Origin of the sequence: Streptococcus vestibularis ATCC 49124 (assembly GCF_000188295.1) — a bacterium.
Taxonomy (GTDB): domain Bacteria; phylum Bacillota; class Bacilli; order Lactobacillales; family Streptococcaceae; genus Streptococcus; species Streptococcus vestibularis.
Genome location: NZ_GL831112.1, coordinates 1,060,307 through 1,065,683, shown reverse-complemented (window position 1 = coordinate 1,065,683; position 5,377 = coordinate 1,060,307). Strand labels below are relative to the sequence as shown.

Here is a 5,377-nt window from a genome sequence, read left to right as displayed (position 1 = left end):
CAGATCTTTAAAAAAAGTCTTCAGATAACATATCGTCAGATAAATTTTCTTGTGATTCATCTAGTAAAATTTTTGCTAACTGAGAATCTAAATCACTCCCTTGAATATCTCTTTTTGTTATTTTTTCAGACAAATTAAGACCCAATTGATTTATTGCTAGATAGTTATCTACTTTTTCACACCAAGATTTACCCTCTATAGAAATTGTAGAACTAGTTACCAGAGTATTTAACAGTTGATCTCGTTTATATATGAGTTTTTCCAAATCCATTCCTAGTTTGATAAAGTTAATAAAAAATATTTGATTGTTCCTTTCTAACTTAAAGTCTTTCATAAATTTATTTAATAGTTGTAAAGGGAAGTTCATCTCTAAACATATCTTTGTAAATAGCTTTAAGGTCTCTGTTCCAGTCTGATCAAATTTTAAAAGTGAACTTGCATTGGTTAGTAGATTGATGATACAGTACCATAATTTGACTATATCTTTATGTTCAAATTTTGCATATATAGTTTTTGGATAGCAGCTATTTGTAGTTGCTATCAACGGATTTTCATTTTTTAAATATGCTGTTTCAAAGTCAATAAAATAAACTTTGTTTTCTGGTGTTAGTATGATATTACTACAGGAGATATCGTCAACAATAACACCATGATCATGAATATATTCTAATGATTTAAATAGTTTTGAAATTATTTGTTTGAGTTTATTATTGAAAGTTGTAATTTCTGAAGGAGTTCGTTTTAGGAGCAAATTAAAGTCTGTTTTTAAAGTGTTAAGTGTTTTACCTTCAATAAATTCCTCTACGAGGTAGTAGTTATCTTCTAAATAAAAATCATCAATGTAATTAGGAGTTACTGAACCTGATAATTTTTTAATTATTTTAGTTTCGTTTTTTAGTAATTCCATAGAAGTAATGTCCCTGGTAGCATAGACATATCTTCTAGCTTCTTTTATAATCACTTTTTTAGAGTTAGTAATATCAATTGCGATATAGATATTTCCTGCACCAGTTTGATAAAGGATGGACTTCATATCATATCTCTCATTTAGGATAGTAGAAGTGTTAGTTTTTTCAGGAAAGTATTCTTTTACAAATTTAGGGCAAGAATAGTATGCACCTGGTAAATCTGGATATGCAACACCATTATTATCAAAAAGACAGGGTCTTTGGCCGTTTTTTACAGATGCATTCATGAGTCCGTACCTATAAAATATAACCTCTGACTGTTTATAATTTTGGTCTGTGATTATTTGGATACCAGGTTCATATTTTATTTCTTGATATAGGACATCGAGTAGATACAGAAAGGTTTGATCGTTTTCAGGGTAGATAGTAATAAACTTTCCAATCTCAGTTTGAGAGGTCTTTTTTGAAAAGATAAATAATAATTTTTCTATAGAGTTTATAAATTTAAATGGGGTATCGTTTGTTAAACAGATAGTAGTTACAGAATCTAATATTTTTTGATAATTATCTAATGTTGCTGAAATATGTATCTTCCAGCCTTGGTATGGGATAGATTTATTAGTTGAAAATACATAGGTAAAGTTAGAGTTAATAATTAAGTTATCTGGGGATAGATTAGTTGGAAAAATCATGGTATCAATCATAAATATTCTCCTTAAAAAAAGCTAGAACCATAAAAAGATATTATCTTTTTATGGTTCTAGCTTACATCATTTTAAACATCAAAGTTAGATATTGTTATATAGTGGAATCTAGTAGTTCTTCATAGTAGGCTTCGTGAGATACGAGTAGATTATTTGCTCCTAAAGTTTTGAGGACTGAAAGGCAGTTCTCAATAAGTTTTTTTCCAATTTCAACTTTACCTGATTTCATCCAGAAAGCTCCTAAAAGCATATTATACTCAAGTTTTTCGTGTAAAAAGATTTCTGGAATACCTATATCTGAAATTATATCTAAATACGACTTTGCTAAATCTAGTTGATTTCTTTCAATAAATTCAGATGTTGCATTTATCAGTAAATCAATCCTAATTTTTAAATTTGATTCATTATTTCCAAAAAGAGTTGTTCTGTAAATGACTTCTTTGACAAGTACATTGAGAGTTTCTGAAGAAATAGCTGGCATACTATTTCCTAGTATTATCAACTCCCTCTTACCCCATTGTTCAATATCAAAAAGATAATCTGTGATAATTTTTATTTTATCCTCATCTACATCTTCCTCTGTAATTGTAGATAAAAAGGATTCAATCATGATTGTATTATACAGGAATAGTTTTTTATTGCTATCATGATATTTTTTATTCTCTTCTTTTAGGTATTTTTTTAAAGCAAGTATATTATTTTGATAATACGCCTTACTAACACGTTCTAACAGTAGTTCTGTATAAGTCGGTTTTTCTTTTGAGAGAATACCATAGAATTCTTCTATACTAACATCTAGATTTTCTAGTAGTAAGAAGAACCGAGATAAAGAAATTTCTGATTCTCCACGCTCAAATTTTGACAAGAAAGATATCGATAAGTAGTCACCAGCAACGTCTTTTAAAGCTAATTTTTTTGACAAGCGAATCTTTTTGAATAGTGCGCCCATTTCTGTGGTTTCAATCATAGAACTTCTCTCAATAGATAAAATTTTAATAAATTATATCAAAATAATAAAAAAAGTAAAAAGGCGTATGTTTAGTGAACATAGCCTTCTTACTTTTAAGATGTTGCGATAGGGCAAAAGATGGTAAGAATAGGTCTTCCTTGTGTGGTAATTGTTTCTTTAGGAAGTTGGTTAAGTTGTTGTACGTTCATATTGATCTCCTAGTAAGTGTGTATTTTTTAGTATTGAAAGAACTACAATTTCGTCTCCCAAAAAGATATTATTCATAAGCAAATATTTCCTTTAACAAATTTGATAAGTAAATTTTAAACTAAATTCCTTTAAATTAGGGAGAAGTTTCATATTTGATAAATAAGTTATCCCATGAAGAATATAAACAGTATTACTAAACTCCTAGAAAAGTGGATTAATTTTGTCATAAAGGAAATTTTTTATAAAAAATTCAATTATATTTATACTTTAAGATAAAAAAAATAAATATAGTTCCGAAATAGATTTCTAATGTATGACACTTTATTTATACAAAGCGGATTTAAGATACTGTCAATTAAATTAGGTGTAAACACTCAAATAGAGTTACGGACATTAATCAAATAAGCTTTCAAGTGTGTCAGAACATTGGCTAAACCCCTTATGGATTCGTTGACTTTGCTTGAAATTATAATCTTCAAACAAAGTAACTAAATAACGTTCCAGAGCCTCCTCGTTAGGGAAAAGGATTTTCTTTTTCGTTTGACGTTTGATTTCTTTGTTCAGAGACTCAATGAAGTTTGTTGAATAAATGCTATGCCAAATCTGGTAGGGAAACTGATAAAAAGTCAAAAGATTATCCGTATTCTCCAGACTTTCCATGGCTTTCCTATACTTTGGTTTCCATTCGGCGATAAAGTCCTTTAAAGCTTGTACTGCCATTTCTAAATTTTTAACGCGATAAATCTTTTTAAATTGCTCCAGACATATCCATCGTGATAAACTGTACCTGTTGTCGTACTTTCAATGGATATTTCAAAAAGTAGTTTCGAATAGTGGTTTGACGGCGATTATCCAGGATCGTTATGAGTTTGTTGGTCTTATAGTTTTGCGCTACAAAAGCCAATTCACCTTTCTTGAACCCAAACTCATCCCAGGACATAATAGCAGGGAGTTTGTCATAATGTTCCTTGAAAGTAAACTGGTCAACCTTACGATGGATAGTAGACGTTAACACAAGAAGTCTTCTTTCAGTATCTGTTAGTGGTACCTTTTCAGTAAGTAGTTGTGTAACTTTTTGTCGGACTAGATTTGAAATTTGGTGGTTTTTATCAACGATTGATGTCTCAGTAACCGTGATTTGCCTATAACTTTCACACTGGAAGCGACGCTTTTTAAGATGTAGTAGTGTTGGTATTCCAATTTTGCTTGAATCTCGATATGAGTGTCAGTTTCAAAAACAAGTGAAATCTTGATATTTTGGTCTTTAATTCCGATTAATTCTGTGGTATTCTTAATAAGTCTCATAAGTTCTTCCTAATGATGGTTTGGTTGCTTTTCATTATAGTTCTTATGGGACTTTTTGTGTACACTCAAAAAGCTCTATAATCTCTACAGTGGTTTTACCCACTACAGAAATTATATAGCCCTTTTCATTAGCGGCTCTTTTAAAATACTTCAAAAGGTAGATTATTTCTGTATAATCTTTGAGCTGTGGGTCTTTATTAAAAAAATTATTTTGTTTTTTTAAAATTCAACTTTTCTGACATACTATATAGTTACCTAAGTAGAGAGGCAAAAATATATATAATTACTAAAAGTAAAGTTACTTATGATTTTTAGGCTTATCACTTACAGATATAATAAGAACTTAAAATATAAGAGAGCTGAGTGAACTTATATTTAAGAAAAAAACTACGACTATTTTTTGAGAAGTAAAAAAATTTTTTTGATTTTTTTTAGATTCAACTTTTCTGACATACTAAAATTATAAATCAGGAGGTTAACTATATGATAAATGTTTTTTTTAGAGATTAGGCTAGGCTATGAACTTGACCAGTTTGATAAGGAATTGTTCTATTAATTATTAAATTAAGAAAGGGATAAAAAAAATGAAAACCGTAAAAAAATATATTAATAAACAAATCATGACAATAGTGGGTGATCTGATTGAGAAAAGGGAAGAGATGGATATTGTTATCAACTTTGATACTTACGAAGATGAATTCTATGTAGATTTATCTCGAGATAATCAAGAACTGTCGTTCGCTTTTGTCGATGATACATTGAGAATTGTAGTTTATCACTCTTGCCATTGTAAAAAAACGTTTGAGATTAGAGAGATGGATGAGATTTTAAATTTGAATTATGCACTTGATATGTTGCTTAAATCATTCTTGTTTAATGAATGGTATGATCTTGTAGCGGATTTAGCGAATCATACGCTTTGGGAAATGGTAGAAAAGTACAAAAAAGACAAGGTGAATGATATTTGATATATGAGATGAAAGGATTAATAATATGAGAACTCCCAAAAATTACACTCAGTCGGTAAATGACAAAAAAATTACGAATGAGATGATTGCAGAATGTATTTATTCTGTAAACAAGCGAGCTAAAAATTATCGTGATAAAATAAGAAAATATAAAGCTGATTGCTACAATCCGTATACAGAAAGAAACATTGAAAATGCTGAAGGTGAGATGGAAAAATACTATACGATGAAAGAAGAAATGTTAACAGTGTTTGAACCATCACTAATTCATAGACAATATGTAGGAGAAGAGAAAAAACGAGTATTTAGTACTGAAAAAGACTATGATAAATT

Annotated in this window: 3 protein-coding genes and 3 pseudogenes; 2 read left to right on the top strand and 4 right to left on the bottom strand. The window is 29.3% G+C overall.

The genetic code is table 11. From position 1 onward, the window contains the following. Positions 1-7 precede the first annotated feature (7 nt). The 4 genes and pseudogenes from HMPREF9425_RS05235 to HMPREF9425_RS09435 form a co-directional block, all read right to left on the bottom strand. Positions 8-1,612, bottom strand: a complete 1,605-nt coding sequence (locus tag HMPREF9425_RS05235; protein WP_003097331.1) for a class III lanthionine synthetase LanKC N-terminal domain-containing protein — start codon at positions 1,610-1,612, stop codon at positions 8-10. A 94-nt stretch (positions 1,613-1,706) separates the two neighbouring features. Beyond that, complete coding sequence (locus tag HMPREF9425_RS05230; RefSeq protein ID WP_003097329.1) at positions 1,707-2,579, bottom strand: helix-turn-helix domain-containing protein; 873 nt, start codon at positions 2,577-2,579, stop codon at positions 1,707-1,709. A gap of 585 nt (positions 2,580-3,164) precedes the next feature. Further along, positions 3,165-3,545: pseudogene (locus tag HMPREF9425_RS05225) on the bottom strand (IS256 family transposase); the annotation flags it as partial. After that, positions 3,526-4,076: pseudogene (locus HMPREF9425_RS09435) on the bottom strand (transposase); the annotation flags it as partial. The pseudogenes HMPREF9425_RS09435 and HMPREF9425_RS05225, both read right to left, overlap by 20 nt. 584 nt (positions 4,077-4,660) lie before the next feature. Between HMPREF9425_RS09435 and HMPREF9425_RS05210 the strand changes: the two are divergent. Both HMPREF9425_RS05210 and HMPREF9425_RS10350 read left to right on the top strand, forming a co-directional pair. After that, positions 4,661-5,044, top strand: coding sequence for a hypothetical protein (locus HMPREF9425_RS05210; RefSeq protein ID WP_003097321.1), 384 nt, complete (start codon positions 4,661-4,663; stop codon positions 5,042-5,044). A 25-nt stretch (positions 5,045-5,069) separates the two neighbouring features. Next, positions 5,070-5,377, top strand: a pseudogene (locus tag HMPREF9425_RS10350) (hypothetical protein); the annotation flags it as partial.